This window comes from Paenibacillus sp. ATY16 (genome assembly GCF_003399985.2).
Lineage (GTDB): Bacteria > Bacillota > Bacilli > Paenibacillales > Paenibacillaceae > Pristimantibacillus > Pristimantibacillus glycanilyticus.
In genome coordinates this window covers 1-19,436 of sequence record NZ_NMOK02000035.1, presented here as the reverse complement: position 1 = coordinate 19,436, position 19,436 = coordinate 1, and the positions used below count along the sequence as shown (strand labels likewise).

Annotated in this window: 21 protein-coding genes; 11 read left to right on the top strand and 10 right to left on the bottom strand. The window is 53.7% G+C overall.

The features are described from left to right. The first annotated feature begins 253 nt into the window (after window positions 1-253). Complete coding sequence (locus CFI03_RS20130) at window positions 254-799, top strand: HD domain-containing protein (RefSeq protein WP_201008518.1); 546 nt, start codon at window positions 254-256, stop codon at window positions 797-799. On the opposite strand, the gene CFI03_RS20125 is transcribed toward CFI03_RS20130, so the two are convergent. The 4 genes from CFI03_RS20125 to CFI03_RS20110 form a co-directional block, all read right to left on the bottom strand. Then, entirely contained in the window at window positions 768-1,688 is a 921-nt protein-coding gene (locus tag CFI03_RS20125; RefSeq protein WP_248758987.1) for a DMT family transporter, read from the bottom strand. The two genes, CFI03_RS20130 and CFI03_RS20125, sit on opposite strands and share 32 nt — an antisense overlap. A 105-nt stretch (window positions 1,689-1,793) precedes the next feature. Continuing rightward, the gene (locus tag CFI03_RS20120) at window positions 1,794-2,033 is read right to left on the bottom strand and encodes an H-type small acid-soluble spore protein (RefSeq protein ID WP_201008521.1); all 240 of its coding nucleotides are present in this window, start codon (window positions 2,031-2,033) and stop codon (window positions 1,794-1,796) included. A 71-nt stretch (window positions 2,034-2,104) separates the two neighbouring features. Then, window positions 2,105-2,425 (bottom strand): luciferase domain-containing protein, encoded by a 321-nt coding sequence (locus CFI03_RS20115; RefSeq protein ID WP_248758985.1) that lies wholly within the window; start codon window positions 2,423-2,425, stop codon window positions 2,105-2,107. A gap of 90 nt (window positions 2,426-2,515) precedes the next feature. Further along, a complete protein-coding gene (locus tag CFI03_RS20110; RefSeq protein ID WP_248758983.1) occupies window positions 2,516-3,793 on the bottom strand; it encodes an adenylosuccinate synthase in 1,278 nt (425 codons plus the stop codon). Window positions 3,794-3,901: 108 nt separating this feature from the next. Here CFI03_RS20110 and CFI03_RS20105 point away from each other — a divergent pair, with 108 nt between their 5' ends. Further along, entirely contained in the window at window positions 3,902-4,783 is an 882-nt protein-coding gene (locus tag CFI03_RS20105; protein WP_248758980.1) for a LysR family transcriptional regulator, read from the top strand. 442 nt (window positions 4,784-5,225) lie between these two features. Here the strand turns inward: CFI03_RS20105 and CFI03_RS20100 are convergent, their stop codons facing one another. The 4 genes from CFI03_RS20100 to CFI03_RS20085 all read right to left on the bottom strand — a co-directional run bounded on the left by CFI03_RS20100 (window position 5,226) and on the right by CFI03_RS20085 (window position 7,503). Further along, entirely contained in the window at window positions 5,226-5,513 is a 288-nt protein-coding gene (locus tag CFI03_RS20100; RefSeq protein ID WP_248758978.1) for a hypothetical protein, read from the bottom strand. 130 nt (window positions 5,514-5,643) lie between these two features. Then, a complete protein-coding gene (locus CFI03_RS20095) occupies window positions 5,644-6,267 on the bottom strand; it encodes a ferric reductase-like transmembrane domain-containing protein (RefSeq protein WP_248758976.1) in 624 nt (207 codons plus the stop codon). Then, complete coding sequence (locus CFI03_RS20090) at window positions 6,264-7,196, bottom strand: FAD:protein FMN transferase (protein ID WP_248758974.1); 933 nt, start codon at window positions 7,194-7,196, stop codon at window positions 6,264-6,266. The genes CFI03_RS20095 and CFI03_RS20090 overlap by 4 nt, the downstream gene beginning before the upstream one ends. A gap of 16 nt (window positions 7,197-7,212) precedes the next feature. Next, window positions 7,213-7,503 (bottom strand): hypothetical protein, encoded by a 291-nt coding sequence (locus CFI03_RS20085; protein WP_248758972.1) that lies wholly within the window; start codon window positions 7,501-7,503, stop codon window positions 7,213-7,215. A 282-nt stretch (window positions 7,504-7,785) separates the two neighbouring features. Between CFI03_RS20085 and CFI03_RS20080 the strand changes: the two genes are divergently transcribed. The 4 genes from CFI03_RS20080 to CFI03_RS20065 all read left to right on the top strand — a co-directional run bounded on the left by CFI03_RS20080 (window position 7,786) and on the right by CFI03_RS20065 (window position 13,234). Next, window positions 7,786-8,832, top strand: coding sequence for a GGDEF domain-containing protein (locus tag CFI03_RS20080; RefSeq protein WP_248758971.1), 1,047 nt, complete (start codon window positions 7,786-7,788; stop codon window positions 8,830-8,832). 139 nt (window positions 8,833-8,971) lie between these two features. Beyond that, a complete protein-coding gene (locus CFI03_RS20075) occupies window positions 8,972-9,949 on the top strand; it encodes an ornithine cyclodeaminase family protein (protein WP_248758969.1) in 978 nt (325 codons plus the stop codon). A 12-nt stretch (window positions 9,950-9,961) separates the two neighbouring features. Continuing rightward, window positions 9,962-11,122, top strand: coding sequence for a dipeptidase (locus tag CFI03_RS20070; protein WP_248758967.1), 1,161 nt, complete (start codon window positions 9,962-9,964; stop codon window positions 11,120-11,122). A 12-nt stretch (window positions 11,123-11,134) separates the two neighbouring features. Continuing rightward, the gene (locus CFI03_RS20065) at window positions 11,135-13,234 is read left to right on the top strand and encodes a CocE/NonD family hydrolase (RefSeq protein ID WP_248758965.1); all 2,100 of its coding nucleotides are present in this window, start codon (window positions 11,135-11,137) and stop codon (window positions 13,232-13,234) included. 56 nt (window positions 13,235-13,290) lie between these two features. Here CFI03_RS20065 and CFI03_RS20060 read toward each other — a convergent pair whose 3' ends face one another. After that, window positions 13,291-14,055, bottom strand: a complete 765-nt coding sequence (locus CFI03_RS20060; protein ID WP_248758962.1) for an SDR family oxidoreductase — start codon at window positions 14,053-14,055, stop codon at window positions 13,291-13,293. Between the two features lie 172 nt (window positions 14,056-14,227). On the opposite strand from CFI03_RS20060, the gene CFI03_RS20055 reads away from it, so the two are divergent. From CFI03_RS20055 to CFI03_RS20040, 4 genes are all read left to right on the top strand, one after another. Continuing rightward, the gene (locus tag CFI03_RS20055; RefSeq protein WP_127498829.1) at window positions 14,228-14,989 is read left to right on the top strand and encodes a prolipoprotein diacylglyceryl transferase; all 762 of its coding nucleotides are present in this window, start codon (window positions 14,228-14,230) and stop codon (window positions 14,987-14,989) included. A 2-nt stretch (window positions 14,990-14,991) separates the two neighbouring features. After that, complete coding sequence (locus CFI03_RS20050; RefSeq protein ID WP_248758960.1) at window positions 14,992-16,434, top strand: radical SAM protein; 1,443 nt, start codon at window positions 14,992-14,994, stop codon at window positions 16,432-16,434. Next, complete coding sequence (locus CFI03_RS20045) at window positions 16,418-16,741, top strand: hypothetical protein (protein ID WP_248758958.1); 324 nt, start codon at window positions 16,418-16,420, stop codon at window positions 16,739-16,741. Before CFI03_RS20050 ends, CFI03_RS20045 begins: the two co-directional genes overlap by 17 nt. Before the next feature lie 80 nt (window positions 16,742-16,821). After that, a complete protein-coding gene (locus CFI03_RS20040; protein ID WP_248758954.1) occupies window positions 16,822-17,502 on the top strand; it encodes an LbetaH domain-containing protein in 681 nt (226 codons plus the stop codon). A gap of 67 nt (window positions 17,503-17,569) precedes the next feature. On the opposite strand, the gene CFI03_RS20035 is transcribed toward CFI03_RS20040, so the two are convergent. After that, window positions 17,570-18,445 carry an SMP-30/gluconolactonase/LRE family protein gene (locus CFI03_RS20035; RefSeq protein WP_248758952.1) on the bottom strand — a complete coding sequence of 292 codons (876 nt, stop codon included), beginning with the start codon at window positions 18,443-18,445 and terminating at the stop codon, window positions 17,570-17,572. A 128-nt stretch (window positions 18,446-18,573) separates the two neighbouring features. Between CFI03_RS20035 and CFI03_RS20030 the strand changes: the two genes are divergently transcribed. Further along, the coding region (locus CFI03_RS20030) for an S-layer homology domain-containing protein (protein ID WP_248758946.1) at window positions 18,574-19,436 on the top strand (863 nt) is incomplete at its 3' end.

Here is a 19,436-nt window from a genome sequence, read left to right as displayed (position 1 = left end):
AACGATGCCGGACAGCGTTAAGGCAGACGGTTTTGCCTATTTTCGCCCGATACCGGATATTTCCGGCCAGCTTAACGATGCGGCGCATCGTTAAGACCACACGATCACCGCTTCCCCATGACCTTAACGATGCCGCACATCGTTAAGCTGCCTGGATGCCTGGATGTCTGGAGCACCTCATAAGCCGGCTTTGCTCGTAATACTTGCTCCTTCTTCGTATAATATAGTCAATACCATTAAAGGAGCTGATCATATGAATTTACTGGATGTCGCGATCGAGTTTGCAGCGACCGCCCATAAGGACCAATACCGCAAAGGAACCGGCATACCTTATATCTCCCATCCTTTCGGAGTGGCCATGCTCCTATCCTCGTACAACTACGGCGAAGAAGTGATTATAGCAGCCCTTCTCCATGATGTGCTTGAGGATACGGATACAACCGAGCAGCAACTAACCGATCTTTTTGGTCCCGAGATTACGTTTATCGTGCAGGGCTGCTCCGAGCCGGATAAATCTTTAAGCTGGGAAGAGCGAAAAACCCATACGATCGAGACTCTCCCCTCTTCTTCGCTGGAAATCCGCTTGGTAGCCTGTGCCGACAAACTGCATAACCTGAGAAGCATGAAACGGGAGTTCGAAACATCCGGTCCTTCCTTCTGGTCCCGGTTCAAAAGAGGCGAAAAAGAGCAAGCTTGGTATTACAAAAGCCTAGCCGAAGCGTTCGCTAAGCCCGAGGACAGCTCCTCTCATCCCCTGTTTGCCCTGTTTATCCAAGAAGTGAACGATTTTTACGGTTAACCCGCCAGAGAGGCGGAAGCTGCGGCACAATCATGCCGACCAGCATAAACATGCAGCCGATTCCCGCGCGGACGCCAAGCACCTCGTCCAGCAGCAGGTAACCGCCGATGGCGGCAAACACCGTCTCCAGGCTCAGAATAATGGCCGCCTGCGTAGGATGCGCGTTTTTCTGGCCGACGATCTGCAGCGTATACGCAATACCAACGGAACAAATTCCGCCGTATAACAACGGAATTAGGGCATCGGACAGACCTGAGAGTTCCACCTTTTCCGTAGAGAAGGCTGCGATAAAGCTCAGCACCGAGCACGTCGCAATCTGCACAAGCGATAGCTTTAGCCCGTCCGTCCTGCGGGAGAAGCGGTCGATCATCAGAATATGAACGGACCAGAATAAGGCGCCGACAAGCTCGTACAAATCCCCTTTTCCCAACGTGAGATCATTGGTCATGCATAATAAATATAGGCCGATAACCGCCAGAACGGCGCCAATGCCGCTGTTCACGCCGAGCCGCTGCTTCAGAAACAGGCCGAAGAACGGTACGATAACAATATAAAGTCCCGTAACAAACGCCGCTTTGCCCGCGGTTGTATACATCAGCCCGATTTGCTGCAAGGAAGCCCCAATGAACAGGATAAGCCCCGTGCATACTCCGTATATAGAGGCACTCTTAAAGGAACCGCGAAGATGCGCCTTGGTCTGGCCGGATTTCCGGTCCATCATCCAAATTAACGGCAATAACGATACGGCGCCCAATACAAATCTAACGGCATTAAAGGTAAACGGCCCTGTATGCTCCATCCCCTGACGCTGGGCTACAAAAGCGAACCCCCATATAAAGGCAGCAAGAATTAATAGCAAACTGGATTTCAATTGCGCTTTTTGTTTCATGAACGTTCTTCTCTCCTACCGGCTGACTAACTGCTGAAAGATTCATTATACAAAAAACAAAGCACAGCGGTAACCCGCCATGCTTTGTTTTACAAAAACCAATTATTAGTTTCCGTCTAAGGAAGCCCGACATGCCACTTGATCAACTTCCATTCCCATTGTAGATGATTGCTCAACCAAGCTGCGAACCGGCACTTCAAGCTCCTGCTCCGGATCGGTTAACGGATAGATGCGCGCTGTCTCGTTTGCATCATCCACGTGCTGAATATAGACCTGCTTCCCGTTATACTTCACGTCCTCCATTACCGGGGAAGCGGCAATTTCCTTGGCGCGGTTAATGTCCACTTTATATTCCTCCTCTGCTTCAAGCTCCTTACAGTATGAGCGAAGGAGGAATGGAATATGCGCCCAATCCGTTAGGGAACGTTGCCTTCTTGGGCAAACCGTTCATAGTTAAAACGCAGCAGCTCAATGGCATGGGCAAGATCGTCTTCGGTGTTCAAATAGACGGAGACCCAGCCGGATTCCGGCAGGATATGATGAGACCTGGCTTTTCCGCTCGTTACGGCCTCATCCCGCTTGGCCTTTGGCAATAACAGATCTACCAGCCGCTCACCGTGAAGATGTCCGATCTCCTTGCCGTTCACCGCAAATTCGATACCGCCGAACCGGTGAGGGCCCGTCGTTACGCCCGGCCAGGATAATAGCAGCTCTTCCAAAACAGCTTTATTCCCCATAAGACCACCTCCGTGTACCTACCGTAAAGAAGCCTTATTTCCATCGTATTCCGAAAGCCCCGGAGAATTGCCCCTTCACTTACACTTCACTTATCTCGCAATCACCTGATCGCGTCTAGGTCCAACGGAAACCGTCGCGATCGGAACGCCAATTTCGGACTCCACGAACTCTACGTATTTTTGGGCCGCAAGAGGCAAATCATCGAATTGCCTAATATCGGAGATATGGCTTTTCCAGCCGGGCATTGTTTTGTACACGGGCTTTGCTTCTTCAAGCTTGGAGGTAATAGGGAAGCAATCGGTAATCCCTTCATCCGTTTCGTAGCCGACGCAAACCGGAATTTCGTCTAAATAACCCAAGACATCCAGGTTCGTTAATACGACGGATGTCGCTCCCTGCAGACGGCAGCCGTATCGCGTAGCAACGGCGTCAAACCATCCGACGCGTCTAGGCCGGCCGGTCGTTACGCCGTATTCGCCTGCGTCTCCGCCCCGCTGCCTAAGCTCCTCCGCCTGCGCTCCATGAAGCTCGGATACAAACGGCCCGGCGCCAACGCAGCTGGAATAAGCCTTTGTTACGGCAACGATCTGCTGGATGGCATACGGAGGAATTCCTGCCCCAACCGCGGCAAAGCCCGCAAGCGTCGAAGAGGAGGTGGTAAAAGGATAGATCCCATGATCGGGATCCCGAAGCGCCCCTAATTGCCCCTCCAGCAGAATTGGTTCTCCATGGATACAGGCTTTCTGAAGCAGCGATGCGGTGTCGCCTATATACGGTGCCAGAAGCTTCGCTTGCTCAAGCAGCTCCGGCAGCAAGTCTTCCGCCTGCATGGGAGGTTGGCCGTAAAGATGCTGCAGAAGTACGTTTTTCGATTCTAACAGCCGCTCCAAGCGCTTAAGCAAACGGGCAGGCTCCAGCAAATCGGCAGCCTGAATCCCAAGCTTGGTATATTTATCCGCATAAAAAGGAGCAATGCCGCGTCTCGTGGAGCCAAAGCTGTTGCTTCCCAGCCTCTCCTCTTCCAGTTCATCGAACAGCCGGTGCACCGGCAATACAATCTGGGCTCTATCCGAAATGATTAATTTAGGAGTTGGAACTCCCGGTGCCGACAAAGCCTTCAGCTCATCCAGCAAAACGCCCATATCCAGTGCCGTGCCGGGACCAATCACATTCGTAACGTTTGGGTTAAAAACGCCCGAAGGAAGCATATGCAGGGCAAACTTCCCGAATTCGTTAATAATCGTATGCCCCGCATTGCTCCCGCCTTGGAACCGGACAACATAGGAGGATTGCGCCGCCCATGCATCGGTCATCTTCCCTTTTCCTTCGTCTCCCCAATTTGCGCCTACAATAGCCGTTACTGTCATTCTCATTACCTCCGCTTCATCAATTGCTTACTTACTAATGATAAAGCCCGGGAAATGTATTAGAATAATTCATATAACTAATATCTGATATAAATGTGAGGAATACCTATGGAAGTGAATTTGGAGTGGTACCGCGTTTTTTATTGGATTGCCAAAACCGGAAGCTTATCGAAAGCCGCGGAGCAGCTGCATATTACTCAGCCTGCGGTAAGCCATACGGTCAAGCAGCTGGAGAGCACGCTTGGAGGACAGCTTTTCTTCCGTACGCCTAAGGGAGTCACTTTAACCCAAGAAGGAGCCGTGCTGCTGCAATATATCGAGCAAGCCTTCCAATCCGTTCAGATCGGGGAAAAAGCGATAGCCGAAATGAATAATCTCCATAACGGGGAAATTGCGATAGGGGCGAGCGACACGTTGTGCAAGCATTATTTGCTGCCTTACCTGGAGCGATTCCACGAGCAGTATCCCGGCGTCCGCGTCAGGGTAACGAACCGGACAACCCCCGAGACGCTTGCTCTCCTTAAAGAAGGCAAGATTGACTTCGGCATTGTCAGCCTGCCCGTATCCGACAAGCAAGTCGCTATACGCGAAAGCACGCTGCTTCAAGATTGTTTTGTCGGGGGCAAAGGTTATCAATCGCTCTCTGACGGCCCGCCGATTACCTTGGACCAGTTGAATTCTTATCCGCTGTTACTACTCGAAAAAGGAAGCAGCACAAGAAGCTATCTGGATGATTACGCGGCGGCCCGCGGAATCGCGTTTACCCCTGAATTCGAGCTCGGCAGCGTGGATCTGCTTGTCCAATTCGCCAAAAGCGGCTTTGGCCTGGCCTTTGTCATTCGCAACTACGTTATGGAGGAGCTACAACGCGGGGAGCTGGTTGAAATCCCTCTAGCCGAGCCTTTGCCCGGCCGCCATATCGGCATTGCTACGCTCCGCGGAATACCGATGTCCTCGGCGACGAAGTCCTTCCTGGCTCTATTGCCTTGAGGAAAGCTGATCATGCCAAAAAAGCCCTCTGCCATACACTTGCAAAGAGTGCCGGGCCAGGGGGCTTTCCGCGCTAACAAAACGTCATATGCCTATTTGGCGAAAATCAGCCGTTTCCCGAGTCTAACGAAACGTAGTAACGCTATCGGACACTTTGACGGTAAAAAGCAGGGCTGCGGCATGGAATAGCGTGAGGTAGTTTCGTTAGAAATAAAAATCCCGCCAGATCAGCCGAATAGCGTTACCTAGATTCGTTAGGCGTGATGCAGGCACAAGGGGGTACAAGGGTGCTCATGGGGCTCGGTTGGTTACACGGGGGCTTCTGCCGTCCGGTTCGCGCAAACTAAAGGCCGGAACCCTCCCGTAAGAAGCCCCGGCCTATCCTATCCGAAGATGCTCAGCCCTTGTTTAACCGCTTGCCGACTGCCGCATCCAACATGGATTATAATTTCCCTTTCAAGTCCATGAGATACTTCAGGAGCACTGCGAGCGCGCCCAAGTAATAACCAACCAGAACGACCCAGCCTGTTACGTCCATTAAAGAAATTCCCGCAAGAAGAAGCAGCGGCATCACGTAGTACAACAGGTCTTTCAGGTAGCCCAATACGAAGTCCAATGAGAATTTGCCGCCTGTTACCGTTTTGAACAAGTCAACCAACAGGTTTAATCCCATCGAGCCCAGCACGACCCACAAAGCAACTTCCATCCAAAGTGTAAGCGATCCTAGCACTTTTCATCACCTCCGAATTCGAGGAATGTGATACGCTTACATTTTATGCGGGAGGTGCGAAAGTTGTCTCCTTCAATAGCCTGTATCACCGACATATTCTTTAGAATAAAAAAAGACCCTCTGAAGGGCCTTATCGCACTTTATAGTCGCGGGGCTCAAGAATGATCGGCTTCCCATGCGGATAAGTCACCCGCCCGCTCTTTGGATCATCGCGCTTATCCTTCTTCGCCGTCCATACCCTGTAGACCGTAAGCGCCGCTACGATCATACCCGTCGCCCCGTACATCGCCTGCGCCCAAGGATAGCTTGAATCCGAGCCGATCAGAAGACCGTGCAGGAGGGCTAGAAAATACCCGGGAAATGCCAGCATATGCGTCATCTTCCACGCTTTCTTGCCAAGCTTTTTCATCATGTCGGAGGACAGGATAACAATAAAGCACATATAAAACGAGAGTGTCCCCATGCCCGTTAGAACGGGATGCGATTCGGTCGTGAACGGGATCAGCAGTCCGCTTACGGAATAGCCCACGTATTGGTCGAACAGCAGCACGGCTCCGTGCATCATGCCGAACAGAAAGCCGAACCAGCCCGCGGATTGATGAATAGTCAGCACCGTCGCTTTGGCTTTATTTTTAATTAGCCGCGATCCCATGGAAATACCGGCAATCGTGGACAGAAACAGGAACAAATACGACGTAATGCCCGCCGCGCGGGTTGTGGTCCATACGCTTAGAGCATCCAATATCTGATTCATACGCATAATCCCCTTTCCTCCGCATACTGACCGATGGGGCCAACCGTCCGGATCGATCCGTCATGCAGCACGCCTACCGCCGCGCAGGCCGGATGATTGCCCGCAAGCCATTCGAAGCCCTGCTCCCGGCCGAGAAGCAGGACGCATTTCGCGTATACCTCGGCGTCCGCCAGATTGGGCGCAAACAGCGTCACCTGGGCCAGATCCGATTCGACTGGCGCTCCCGTGCGCGGATGAATAATATGATGGCGGCTGTGGCCGGCGCTGTCCTTCCATTGCCTTCTAACCGTATTGCTTGTGGCGATGCCCGCCGGGTACCTTACCCGAAGCGTCATCAGATCCCGGCTTGTTTCCCAAGGATCACCGATGCCAACCGACCAGCCTTCGTCCGGCACGCCCCACAGCGCAATATCTCCTCCCGCTCCAATCGCACCGGAACGTACGCCCGCATGCTGAATCATGAGGGACAGCTGATGGGCGCTCCATCCTTTCGCGAATCCGCCCAGGTCGACCGCAAGCTTCAAATTCAGCGTTAACGCTCTTGTGCCCGGGTCCAGAATCAATGGCTGCTCGCAATCAAAGGGATTAGCTGCAAACACCGGCTTCACATGCGCCGACTTCTCCGCCAAGGATTCAAACGTCCCGGAATATCCAAGCTCGCGAATGACATGTCCCATATAAGGATTAAACAGACCGTCTGTCGCTTCATAATAACGGTTGGCCTCAGCCATTACTTCATAGAGCAGCGTGGAGGCGGAAAAAGGTTGTCCGGCAGACCGGTTCATTCGGGACAGCTCGCTGTGCGGATTGAACCGGCTGAGCTTCTCTTCTACGAAGCTGATCCAGCTCTCCGCCATCGCCTGCGCGCCTTCATGCAGCCCTTTTGTGAAAAACTGCGAATTCATCGCCCGGAATCTATGCAATGCCATCTATGCTCCCTCCCCGCTATGAAGCATGCGTCCGCATGCCTTCGTCGCCGGAACCAGTTCCGGAGTCCGTTCCCGAGCCAAAATCGTGTCCCATGCCGCGCCCGCGGCCAAACGGCCTTTGCTCGAAGGAGCCTGTTCCGTCATTACCCTGGATTCCTTCATCGGATGGACTGCTATTTAGAACGTCGCTGCTGACCGGACTTGTTGTTGGATTTGCCGATGAATGATTGATAACGCCCACCATCCCCGTAAATAACGCTACGCTGGAAAGACCGACAACCCATTTCACCCATTTGGAATTTGCCATAACATTGCCTCCTCTACACCCGTCAAATGTCCTATAATTGACAGTGTATCTCCTGTTCCTTAAACGTAGCTGAAATAAGATCCAGGATTAATTTTACGAACAACGTCTTCCAACCGTTTCCTGCATCCTGTTATAATCGGCAGTAACGGATATTTTCTCGTCAGGCTGGTGACCACCATTAACATACTGCTGGATTCGACAACAATCCTTATTTTTCTTGGAATTGCTTATTTATTTACCTTCATCCTTATAAGCGCTTATTGGCGGGATGTGATTAGAGCCTTGCCGGTCAGAATCTTTTTCCTGGCCAAATGCCTTCAATCCTGCTCCTGGTTTCTTGTTGTCCTGCGCAGAGAGATCCCGGACTTTCTGACTATCTCCGTTGCCAATTCCCTCATGTTCGTCGGAGCCTCCCTTGAGACCATCTCCATGTTGCGATTAAGAAACGAATGGCGGACGCGCTATAAAATCATGTACAGGCTGGCTATCCCTCTCAGCATTGCGGGCTTTCACCTCATTATGCTGATCCATAACGAAGAGGAGGCCCGGATCGCCTATTGCTCTGCCGCTCTCGCCATCATACTTGCCCCTATGTACAGGCTGATCAAAGGACCTTCCCCGCTAATGAAAGTCATAGGCTATATTTATCTGTTTGTGATTGCGGCCAATCTGGTCAGAGGAACAACCGCTCTCTTTACGGATATTCCCGCAAGCTTTTTCACGCCGGGGATCTACCAATTGCTCTATCTGATGACGATCTATATTCTTACGATCCTGGGGATAATGGGCTTTATGCTGCTGTGGAAGGAAAAGACTAACCAAGAGCTGCTTCATTACGCAAGCTATGACGATCTGACCGGTGCGTTAAATCGAAGAACGTTTATGACCAGCGCCAAAAGGTACTTGAATCACTATGCCAAGAAAGGCGAGACGGTCTCGTACCTGCTGTTTGATATCGACAGCTTTAAGGACATTAACGATAAATACGGCCATCATACCGGCGATCTCGTGCTGCAGGACGTAACGAAGCGAATCCGGCATTACTTGGACAAGGACGACTTGTTCGTGCGTTACGGCGGAGACGAATTCGGCATTCTGCTTCCCGGCAAGGGCGAGCTGGAATCAAGCGCGCTGGCCGAACGGATTAAGATCATGCTGCAATCCGCTCCGACCAGTCTGCCTGTCTCCTACACCATAAGCATGGGAGTGCTCACCGTCGTTCCGGATCAGCACACCCATATGGAATCGATGTATACGAAATGCGACCAGGCCCTCTACACGGCCAAAAGAAACGGCCGAAACACCATCTACCGAAGCCAGTTCGGCTAGAATCGGTCCCTCTTGGAAGAGCTTGCCGGATAACCGGCGGGCTCTTTTTTTTGCTGCTCCAAGCAACGCTTACACTCCCTAATATTTTTGAGGTAAAATAAAATAGATCTACATTCGACAGCAAGCAGGTGAGCGCATCATGTTAGTCATTGACCGTAACGTTGTATCCGAACTATTAACGATGGAAGCCTGCATTCCGATTATGGAAAACGTCCTGTCCGACTTGTCCGCCGGACAAGCCGAACAGCAGCTCCGGTCCGTTGTTCCCGTCCGCCAGGGCGGCTTAATGGGACTCATGCCGGCGTATCTCGCCTCGCAGGAGGCCGTTGGAGCGAAGCTGATCAGCGTCTTCCCTCACAATCATAACCGCGGCCTTCCCTCCCATCAGGGCGTTATTGCTTTGTTTAACGCGGAGAATGGCGCGATAAACGCCATTGTTGACGGCCGTAACGTAACGGCCATACGTACCGCCGCCGTCAGTGCGGCCGCAACGAAGCTGCTCGCAAGAGAAGACTCGCGGGTTCTTACGTTAATCGGAACAGGCGAGCAAGCCCGCACTCATCTCGAGGCATCGCTTCTTGTCCGCCCGATCGACCTTGTCCGTATATGGAGTCCTAACCTGGAGCATGCGACCAGATTTCAGCATGAGATGGGCGCCAAATACGCGGAGCTGACGATCGAGATATCGGCTACCGCGCAGCAGGCCGTTGCGGAGGCCGATATTATCTGTACCCTCACCTCCTCTACAACTCCCGTTCTGCAGGGAGAGTGGATTCCCGAAGGCGCGCATATTAACGCCGTTGGCGCTTGCCGGGCTCCCGACCGGGAGCTCGCTACAAGCGTTGTCCGGCAGGCGAAGCTGTATGTCGACCGGCATGAATCGGCCGTAAACGAAGCCGGGGACTATCTGATTCCCCTTCAAGAGGGGGCGATCGGCAGCGATCATATTATCGGCGAGATTGGCGAAATCCTTCTTGGCCTTGCTCCGGGCAGAGCCTCGGACAAGGACATTACTCTCTTCAAATCGCTTGGCCTGGCCGTTGAGGATCTGGCCGTGGCGGCTTATCTGTATGAGCAAGCCAAGCTTCAAGGCAAAGGTATAACTATCGCAATCTAGGAGCGTGTCATCATGAAGGATCATCAAGGATTGTACGACTTTCACCTCACCCCGGAGCAAGAAAAGCGGGCACTGGACATCCATGAACGCAGCATCGTAATCGATCTGCTGTTCCAGGGTCCTTTATCCCCCCGCGTTGTTCCCGCCGAAGTATCGGCGCAAATCAAAGAAGAATGCGAAGCCCTGAAGGATGACCCGATGGCATACAGCGCCCTCCCTGCCAAACGTCTGCGGCAAATGTCCGTAAGCGGCGAACTGCCTGCCTTCAAGGAAGAGTGGTACCGCTCCGGAATCACGGCCGGCAACCGGGAAGTGGATTTGTCCAGCCCGGAAGCAATTATAACGAGCATGGGCGAAATGCAGGAGCAGTTCGACCGGTTCGACTGGCTTGTGAAGGCGCTAACGGCAGACGATATCCGCGAAGCCAAGCGCAAAGGGCTTAAAGCCGGCATCGTCACTTCGCAGGATCCGGGCGGTCTCGGCAAGAACCTCGACCTGCTCGAGGCTCTTCACGGCTTTGGCCTTCGGGTGCTTCAATTAACCTATAATAATCAGAATGCCATCGCTTCCGGGTGTATGGAGCTGGCGAATGGCGGCGTTTCTAACTTCGGCATGGCGTTTATAAGCCGCATGAATGAGCTTGGCATCGTTGTCGACACCAGCCATTGCGGCGAGCAAACCACGCTGGATGCCTGCCGTTTCTCCACCCAGCCGGTTATCGCTTCCCATACGGGCGTAGAAGCGATCTATCCTCACCGCCGCTGCAAAAGCGATACCGAGCTTCGCGCGATTGCCGATACGGGCGGCGTAATCGGCGTATTCGCCATGCCATGGTTCGTTCACGGCGATCCGCAGGCTACAACCATCGATCATGTGCTCGATCACATCGACTATATCGTTCGTCTAGTTGGCGTTGACCATGTCGGTATCGGAACAGACTGGCCCATGAGCGACGTCGATTGGTCCCTCGTCTATTTCAAAGAGCATATCGCCCCTAAGCTTGGCTTTGCCAAAGGAGACGGACCGTCCACCGAGCTTGTCGCCGGACTCGAGCAATACGGCTTGTTCATCAACTTTACCCGGGGACTCGTGGCAAGGGGTTATTCCGATGAAGAAGTCAGCAAGATCATTGGCGGCAACTGGCTGCGTATTTTCGAACAGGTATGGGGATAGGAGGAGCTGCATATGACGATTTACAACTTTTATTGCACGGGCGTATACGAGGGTAAGCTTCGTTTCACGGAGGATAAAGTGATGCATGCCAGAGTAGACCGCAGACGTCGCACGCAGATGCGGGAGCATGCGCTGGACCCGCAGACGAAATATATTCTCCCCCTTCAGCAGATTAGCGAGAATCTCCCGGTCTACAGCAAGACCGAATGGTCCGGGGAGCGCGTTGTGACCGCGAATGGCGAAACCTATCACCGACATCTCACTTATACCGATGAGCAAGGACGCATTTCTCAGGTATGGGCCAGACGGAAGGACACAGCCGTGGATATCGTAACGCTGGACGGCGCCGTTATCGCCTTCCTCTGCCCGAACCGCTACGGCATGGAGATTATCGTGCAGGAAGGCATGGAGAAGCTCACTCCGCTTGTCGTGTACGACGATGCCCTGCTGTCCAAGCCCGAATACGGCGTAAATGATCTCGGTACGTTCCTGGTTCCAATGCGTGACGGTCTGAAGCTCGCAACCGACGTCTATCTGCCGGAAGGCATTCAGCCGGGTGCAAAGCTGCCGACGATTCTTGTCCGAACCTGCTATGACCGGGCCGGCAAGAAGGAGCATTTCCTGCGCTGGGCGAACAAGGGGTATGCCGTGGTGAACCAGGATGTCCGGGGACGCGCCGATTCCGAAGGCGAGCTTGTCCCGTTCTATTACGAACGCGAGGACGGCAGCGATACGATTGACTGGATTATTTCCCAGGAATGGTCGAATGGCGATGTTGGCATGTGGGGCGCCTCCTATCTTGGTTACGTCGTCATGGCGGCATCCACCAGCGGACATCCGAATCTGAAGGCGGTCGTGAACGAAGTTAACGTCGGGTCGCCGTTTGTCGATACGGTCCGCCGCGGCGGCACCGTCTGCTCCTGGCCGCTGCTCTCCTGGACGCTTGCCCAGTCGGTTGGCACCCGGACAGACTTCGAGATCTTTGGCGGCATTACCGTTGATCCGGCCAAGGCCGTTGAAGCGCGTCCGATCAGAGACATCCCGCAGCAGATGATCGGCAGGAATTCCGGTCCTTGGGACTTCTGGAGCCAGCATCCCGAGTACGACGAATACTGGAAGAACTGCACCCACTCGGAGCGTGCGGACCAGATTAAAGCTCCGATGTTCGTCATCTCCGGCTGGTACGACGGCGACAGCCCCGGCGTATCGGAAACGTGGCGCCTGCTCACCGAGCATAACGTTCCGAACCGGAAAATCTGGCTTGGCCCGTGGGAGCACGGTCCAAACCGCGCCCGTGACCTGGAAGGCACCGCCTTTGGCGAGAATGCCGTCGTCTACGACTACGACGTTAACGTCCTCCGCTGGTTCGACCATTTCCTGAAGGGTACGGCAAACGGCATTAACGAGGAGCCGCGCGCCCGCTACTACGTGGTAGGCGAGAACAAATGGCGGACATCGGCGGATTGGACGCCGGTTGAAGCGGCCGTTACGCCATTCTACCTCGGAGGCGGCGGACGGGCGAACTCGGCCTTTGGCGACGGCAAGCTGACGCTGCGGCAGCCGCAGCAAGGCAACACGCCGGATGTTTATGTCTATAACCCGACCGATCCGGTCGTGGATTCCGGGGAGCGGATTCCGGAAAACCGCCGTACGATCGAGCTCCGCCAGGACGTTCTCTGTTATACCGGCGACAAGCTGGAGCAGCCGCTTAAGATTGCCGGCGAACTGTCTGCCGTTCTCTATGCGGCAAGCTCGGCGGTCGATACCGACTGGGTTGTCGCGCTTAGCGACGTGGATGAAGCCGGTAACTCCATTCTGCTCTCCAGCTACATCGTCCGCGCCAAATACCGTCACGGCTATGACAAGCCGGAGCTGCTGACGCCTGGCCAGGTAGAGAAATTCGAAATTTTCCTGCCGAATATCGCGCATCAGTTCCCTGCCGGACACCGCATCCGCTTCTCGATTACGTCGTCCAGCAAATTTGTCGCGTTCCCGAATTCCAATACGGGTCTGAACCCGTATGACGATCCGGAGCCGATTCCGGCTACGCAGACCATCTATCACTCCGAGCAATACCCAAGCCACGTTCTTCTTCCCGTGCTTGGCGAATAATACGATGCAAGGCCGGGCATCTCTTCCAGAGAGATTCCCGGCCTTTCCTCACATTCTTATAAATGCGACCCTCCGCTTGCATCTATGCACTGTCCCGTAATCCAGCGGCTCTCGGAGGAAGCGAGAAACGCGACGACATCCGCGATATCCGAAGGCTCTCCCCATCTGCCGAAGCTCGAATACCCGGCACCGAATCGATAGCCCGCTTCATCCTGCAGCATAGCCTTGTTCATATCCGTGGCGACAAAGCCGGGCTGCAGAGCATTAACGGTTATCCCGCGGGGCGCAAGCTGGGTGGATAACGATAACGTAAGCGTATTGACGGCCCCTTTGCTCATGCTGTAAGCCGCGACCCCCGGCAAGGAAATTCTCGTTACCGCAGAAGACAAGTTAATGATCCTTCCGCCGTCTCTTAGTCGGGGTAATGCTTGCTGAATAAGGAAAAACGGTCCCTTCACATTGGTATTCATCACAAGGTCGAAGTCGGCTTCCGTTGTTTCCTCGATGGGCACAGGAAGTCCCACGCCTGCATTGTTAACGAGAATATCAAAATACTTCTCTCCCGTACGCCGCTCCAAGGCCAGATCCAATTCTTCAAAAAGCTTAGCCGCGCCGGCAGCCGTACCCAGCTCCTGCCCTATGGCAAAGGCTTCTCCTCCCAGCTGTCCGATCTGTCTTACGACGTCGGCCGCCGCATCATGATTAGAACCGTAATGAACGGCTACCACCGCCCCCTCCTCCGCAAGTCTCAGCGCAATCGCGCGGCCAATCCCTCTGCTCGCACCGGTTACCAGCGCCATTTTTCCGTTTAATCCGTTCATGCTCTGCTTCAGCTCCTCCCGTTTTTTACATCCTTATTTGTACCATGGGAGCTGTTTTCTAATGTTGCGGTCTCATTCCCAGCCGAGGAAAGCTTATGGAAATCGAAAGGGATTTCTGTATCGATAAGCGAATCTATACAAAATAAGCCAATACGATAGATTGGAGCGCATCATGACTTTCCCTGTCTGGATTGATCTCGGATTTGTAAAGCTGCATCCCCATGCGGTATTCGAAACACTCGCGTATTTTATCGGCTTCCGCGTCTACCTCTACACAAGAAGCAAAGACAAAATGCCGATCGTGCAGGGCATGTGGGTTATCGTTGGCGCCATCATGGGCGCGGCGGTTGGTTCCAAGCTGCTGTACTGGTTCGAGGACCCTCGCTTAACGCTTGAGAATTGGAACAGCTACACCTATCTCATGGAGGGCAAAACGATTGTTGGCGGGCTGCTCGGCGGCCTTATCGGCGTCGAATGGACGAAGAAGCGCATTGGCTATTCCCGCTCCACGGGCGACGACATGGCAGTGCCTCTTATCGTAGGCATGGTCATCGGGCGAATCGGCTGCTTCCTGACCGGTCTTGACGATCATACGTACGGCGTGGCCACGAGCTGGATTACCGGAATCGATTTCGGCGACGGGGTACTCCGGCATCCGACGCAGCTGTACGAGATTGCTTTCCTCCTGCTGCTGGGCGCCTTCCTCTTCCGTTCGAAACGAAAAGGCAGCTTGCCGGGCGGAGCAGTCTTTCAATTGTTTATGACCGGTTATCTGCTGTTTCGCTTCGTTATCGATTTCATTAAGCCAACACCGCATTTCTATCTAGGACTCAACAATGTACAGCTTGCCTGTATCGCCGGACTCGCCTATTACGCCGTTCTTTTATCCAAGTGGCTTATACGGCCGCAGCGCTCGCACAGAAAGGAATTGTAACGATGACAACCAAAAACAGACCTTATATTTTCTACGAGTTGACGAGCAGCGTATGCTCCAAATGCCTGCGCAAGGTTGAAGCGAAAGTGATCATTGAGGACAATCAGGTATTCCTTCTGAAATATTGCGGACAGCACGGCCGCGAAAAGGTACTAATCGCAAGCGATGCGGAGTATTACAAAAAGTGCCGGGAGTTTCTGAAGCCCGCGGAAATGCCGGAGGTATGGAACACTCCGATCCGCTACGGCTGCCCCTACGACTGCGGGCTATGCCCCGACCATGAGCAGCACAGCTGCTTGACGCTGCTCGAAATTACCGAGCGCTGCAACCTGCAATGTCCGATCTGCTACGCGGAATCCTCCCCGCATGCCGGCTCCTATCGTTCGCTTGAGCAGATCGAGTTCATGCTGGACGCGATCGTCCGCAACGAAGGCGAGCCGGATATCGTACAGATCAGCGGCGGAGAGCCTACGATTCACCCGCAGTTTTTCGAAATATTGGATCTGGTTAAGAGCAAGCCCATCAAGCACGTCATGGTGAATACCAACGGTCTGCGGATCGCCCAGGACAGGAAGTTCGCCGAACGGCTGGCCCAATATATGCCGGGCTTCGAAATCTACCTGCAGTTCGACAGCTTCGATGAAGAGACGCTCCGGGAGCTGCGCGGCGTGGACCTTCGCGATGTGCGGCGCAGAGCGCTAGAGCATCTGAACGAGTTCAACATTTCGACCACCCTGGTTGTTACGCTGAAGAAAGGCCTGAACGATCACGAAATTGGCGATATTATTCAGTTCGGCTTGAAGCAGCGCGCCGTGCGCGGCGTCACGTTCCAGCCGATTCAGGCAGCGGGAAGACTGGAAGAGTTCGACCCGGCCAAAGACCGCCTGACGCTTAGCGAGGTACGGCAGGGCATCATTGATCAATCTGGCATTTTCCGCGCGGAGGATGTCATCCCGGTTCCTTGCCATCCGGATTGCCTTGCGATGGGTTACGCGTTAAAGCTTGGCGGAGAGGCTATCCCGTTAACCGGGTTAATCGATCCCCAAATTTTGCTGGACGGCGGCCGCAATACCATCGTGTTCGAGCAGGACGAAACGCTGAAGTCGCGAATCTTCGAGCTGTTCTCGACGGCCCATTCGCCTGCTTCCTCGGCTTTATCGCTGAAGAGCCTGCTGTGCTGCCTGCCGCTGGTTTCCGTACCCGAGCATATCAGTTACGACAATGTATTCCGGGTTATCATCATGCAGTTTCTGGATCCGTACAACTTTGATGTGCGTTCGGTCAAAAAATCCTGCGTGCATATCGCGCATCCGGACGGCAGAATCATTCCGTTTGATACCTACAACATGTTCTATCGCACGGCGGAGCAGGAGAAGAAGCTTGCCGAGCTGAGAGAGGAATTCGATATGCATCCGGGAGGGAAGGTCTATGACTGGAGTCAATAACGGGGATAACGGAGATAACAGGCAGCCGGGAAGCCCCAGCAAATCGCCTTACGAAAAATCGCCGCATCACGTAAAGCATGTATTCCTAGGCATCGGAATATTGGCCGTGCTGCACTGCCTGCTGTTCCTTTTCCCGATCGGCTTCTTTTTCATCAGCATTGCTCAAATTGTCTATCTGCTTCCGGCTATATTAGTGTTCAATAAAAAAACCGGCATCGTTCAGGGCCTCCTGATCGGCGCCGGCATTACGTTTCTTGTGAATGCGGCTTGCTTCGGCCTTCTGGTCAGCGGCAATCTCTCGCTTTAACAATTCCCTGTGGCATTTGCCTATTGGCGGAATAGCTTAATAGAAAAGCATTCCCTATTCGGTCACAAGGAGATTACGACATGGGTTCCCATCTTCCAATAGGCCCCGTAAATCTATTCGCGCGGTTTATCAGCCCTAATCCGGTTACGTCCATTAATCCCGTAGAGCGGTTTCCCTATATCCGCCCTACCGCTTACGTAAGTCCGTTTACGAGCGTGATTGGCGATGTGCGCATCTGCGACAATGTGTATATTGCCCCCAGTGCCGCCCTTCGGGCCGACGAAGGAACCCCGTTTCTCATCGGCTCGAATTCGAATATCCAGGACGGCGTTATTTTGCACGGATTGGCTAATCAAGGCATTGAGGTATGCGGTAAAAGCTACTCCGTCTTTATCGGCAAAAGAGTCTCCATCGCTCACGGAGCTATTATCCACGGCCCTTGCCTGATCGAGGATGATGTATTCGTAAGCTTTAAAGCCATTGTCTTTAATGCGGAGGTGGGACGCGGCTCCTATGTTTCGATGGACGCGATTGTGACCAACGGAGTGCGGATCCCCGACGGCAGGTTTGTTCCGCCGGGCGCGCATATCGATACGCAAGCAAAGGCCGATTCGCTTGGTCCGGTACCAAAGAGCTCCGAGGAGTTCGCCGAGCAGGTCATACGGATTAATACCGATTTCCCGCCTTCGTATCACGCGATGTTCGGCACCCGCCGGTGCTCCTGCGGAATCGCTTATAACCATGCGAATCTATTGAGCTAAAAAAGCCGGGAGGCCTCCTTATCGGAGTCTCCCGGCTTTTTATCTATTTTCATGCCTTTCTCCCGCGTTAACCTCTCGCCCGCTGCACGGGCAATCCCTTAACATCCAGCTTCACGCGGAAAACAGCTCCGGCGAGAGGCTGTTCCTCAAGTTGTTCCTTGTCATTGCCAATTCTAGCTGTCGTAATGTACAGCTCGTCCAAATTCTCGCCGCCAAAAGCGCAGGAAGTGACATTCCGGACGGGAATCGGGATCGTGGCGAGCTTTTCGCCGGTTAACGGGTTCCATCTCCCGATCTGCCAGCCTCCCCAATGTCCAATCCACAGCATCCCTTCCGAATCGATGCTCATGCCATCCGGACTGCCTTCCCCCTCCGGGAATCGGATCACAATCCGCCGATTTGCGATCTGTCCGCTGGCAACGTCGTAATCAAAGGCATATACCTCATTCTCGAAGGTATCTATGTAGTACATGACCGTTCCGTCCGCCGTCCACGCCAGCCCGTTGGAGCAGCCAATGCCGCTTAACCGCTTCGATAACTTTCCGTCCTCCAGAACGTAGAGATGACCGTTCCGTTTCCTCGTGGAGATCATGGTTCCTGCCCAGAACCGGCCCGCCGGATCGCATTTGCCGTCATTCAGCCGGTTCGTCGCCGTCTCTTCCTCCGTGCGGGCAATCAAGGATATATCGCCTGTCTCCAGATTCAACCGGTAAAAGCCGTCCGCCAGCGCGATTAACCAGGTGCCATCCTCTGCCGGAACCGCCGCGCTGATCATTTTCTCCGTCTCGATCTGGAGCTTTCTTCCGTCGCTTGGACGGTAACGGTGTAATTGACGGCCTTCTATATCGACCCAGAGCAATTCCTGAAGCCGCTCATCCCATACCGGGCCTTCTCCCAGCTCATTTCGCTCATTTAGTAAGCATTTCGCCTCATATTTTTTCAATATTATCCTCCGCCCATATCTAAGAATGATTTCACAATTCCGATATAAACAGTATGAACCTGTATGACGGGGTTTTGCAATGGATTGTCTAAACGGCAGGGATTGCATTCTAAGGGGAAGGAATGATAATGATGAAAAAGAAAATCGCAGGCATTGCTTTAGTTATACTTCTCTGCTCATACGCTTCTTTAAGCTTTGCCAACAGTAAGACCTCCGCTGATTTCACGGACTTGAAGGACCTGGACGCGGCAACAAAAGCCAAGTTTGACGCCATGATCAGCGCGGGAATCTTCGACGGTGTCTCCGACACCACCTTTGGTCTGAAGGAGGAAATGAACAGAGCCCAGTTCGCGAAGGTAGCCTCGCTTATTATGGGGCTCAAAACGGACGAATCGCTGAAGACGTCCAGCTTCAAGGACGTAAAGGCCGATGACGCGGCCAACGGCTACGCTCTGCCATACATCGAAGCGCTTAAATCAGCGGGCGTAACGGAGGGGTACGGAGCTGGCGTTTACGACCCTGCGGGCAAAGTGACCAAAGAGCAGCTGGCAACCTTCCTGGTTAGAGTTCTTGGCAAAAACGATGACGCCAAAACAAAAACGGGATCGGATACGACCGTATCGGATTGGGCACAAGGTTATGTTGCGTTAGCCCTTGAATTAAAGGTGCTGAGTAACGGCGCAGACGGAAAGTTTGGCGGACAAGCCAATGCTACGCGCGACCTGCTTCTGACAGGCGCGTATGAAGCGAAGCAGCAATACGTACCGCCGGCTACTCCAACTCCGACGCCTACACCGACGCCGGTGTATACATCTCCTCCAGTGAGTACTCCGCAGCCGAGTGACAACAATGGTGAGAACAACGGAGGCGAGCAGCCAGGCGACGGCTCCGGCGAGCAGCCAGGCGACGGCTCCGGCGAGCAGCCAGGCGACGGCTCTGGCGAGCAGCCAGGCGACGGCTCTGGCGAACAGCCAGGCGACGGCTCTGGCGA